The sequence below is a fragment of the Phytoactinopolyspora endophytica genome, assembly GCF_004138495.1.
In the GTDB taxonomy this organism is placed as follows: domain Bacteria; phylum Actinomycetota; class Actinomycetes; order Jiangellales; family Jiangellaceae; genus Phytoactinopolyspora; species Phytoactinopolyspora endophytica.
In genome coordinates this window covers 107,759-109,593 of sequence record NZ_ML142851.1, presented here as the reverse complement: position 1 = coordinate 109,593, position 1,835 = coordinate 107,759, and the positions used below count along the sequence as shown (strand labels likewise).

Sequence of the window (1,835 nt, the reverse complement as noted above, 5' to 3'; positions counted from 1 at the left end):
ATCGGGCCTCGCCGATGACGCGGTCAACCGGCTCCGCGACCTACCGTCCGACGAGACCACCGAGACCGGCGAATCCCTCGCCCGGCAGCTCGCTGACGCCGGCTGGCGTCCCCCGGCCGACATCGACGGCTTCGGCGCGGGGCAGCCCCGGTACAGCTTTCACGTGTCGCTGCGAGACCGATCCGAGGACGACGTCCTGCGCGGCTTCAACCAGCTGTGGCGACGCAACATCAAGAAGGCTGACAAATCGGGTGTTGTGGTCAGCCACGGCACCGCCGCCGACCTGCCCACCTTCCATCGCCTCTACACCGAGACCGCTCACCGGGACGGCTTCCACGCGCGCCCGATGAGCTACTTCACCGGCATGTGGGAGGCGATGACGGCCGAGGCACCGGATCGGCTGCGGCTGTATCTGGCCCATCACGAGGGCGACCTCATCGCCGCCACCACCATGGTCCGGGTCGGCGCCCACGCCTGGTACTCGTACGGCGCGTCCTCGACCGAGAAGCGGGAGTTCCGCGGTTCGAACGCGGTGCAGTGGCAGATGATCCAGGACGCCCTCGCCGACGGTTGCGACATCTACGACCTGCGGGGCATCACCGACACGCTGGACGAGTCCGACCCGCACGCCGGCCTGATCCGCTTCAAGCTGGGTACCGGGGGGCACGCGGTCGAATATCTCGGGGAATGGGATCTGCCCATCTCACGTATCCTCTACAGCGCATTCGACATGTATATGAAACGGCGGAGCTGACGAGTCCATGGCGCTTACCCTGCATGTCGACGCGGCCCGCTGGCGACGTCACCTGAAGAGCATCGTGGAGCCGGACGGTGTCACCGTCGTGCCGGTGTCCAAGGGCAACGGTTACGGCTTCGGCAACGCCACGCTCGCCTCCGAGGCCTTCTCTCTCGGAGCAGGCACTCTGGCGGTCGGCACGTACGAAGAGATCGACGACGTGAGTGGGACGTTCACCGGCGACATCTTGGTGCTTTCACCATGGCGTCCCTGGCTGGAGACCCCCGTCGACGACGAGCGGGTGGTTCATACCGTGTCGCGACTCGCGGACCTGCGCGCTCTTGCGGAACGTGGTGGCCGGCCACGCGTCGTCGTCGAGGTGCTGACCAGCATGCGCCGGCACGGCGTCGGCCCGGACGAGCTGGAGGCCGTTGGCGAGGCTCTGGAAGACGTCCGCTTGGAAGGGTTCGCGCTGCATTTGCCGCTGGGCGGCGACCACGCAGAGGAGGCGCACCGCCTCGGCTCGCTCGCCCTGGACACCGCCCCCAGCTCCGTGCCCAGGACACTCTGGGTCAGCCATCTCACCCCGGCGGCGGCTTCGGTACTCGCGACGCAGACGGATGCGGAAGTCAGGCTCCGGGTCGGGTCGGCTCTCTGGCTGGGTGACCGCGGAGCACTCAGCGCACGTGGGACGGTTCTGGACGTCCACCGCATCCGCCGCGGCGACCAATACGGCTATCGGCAGCGACGCGCCCGGCGGAACGGCCGGCTGGTGGTCGTCGGCGGAGGCACCGCCCACGGCATCGCCCTTCAGGCCCCGTCACCGGTCACCGGTGCACGCCAGCGTCTCGTCACCGCCGCGAAAGGTGGCCTTGAGGCCACCGGCCGGGCACTGTCCCCGTTCCGGGTCGAAGGTAAGCAACGGTGGTTCGCCGAGCCGCCCCATATGCAGTGCTCCATGATCTGGCTTCCCGACGACGTCAGGTCACCGTCACCGGGCGATGAGCTCGAGGTGGACGTCCGCTTCACCACGACGACGTTCGACCGCGTCACTTTTCGCTAGTGTCCCGTGAAGCCGGTTCCTTGAACGGCTGTGGTG

At 68.1% G+C, this 1,835-nt stretch carries 2 protein-coding genes; both read left to right on the top strand.

What is annotated here, in order from left to right:
- Nucleotides 1–754, top strand: a 754-nt coding sequence (locus tag ELR45_RS40470) for a lipid II:glycine glycyltransferase FemX (protein ID WP_240759216.1), incomplete at its 5' end; no start/stop codon positions are given.
- A 7-nt stretch (nucleotides 755–761) separates the two neighbouring features.
- Entirely contained in the window at nucleotides 762–1,799 is a 1,038-nt protein-coding gene (locus tag ELR45_RS06395; RefSeq protein ID WP_129664428.1) for an alanine racemase, read from the top strand.
- The last annotated feature ends 36 nt before the right edge of the window (nucleotides 1,800–1,835 follow it).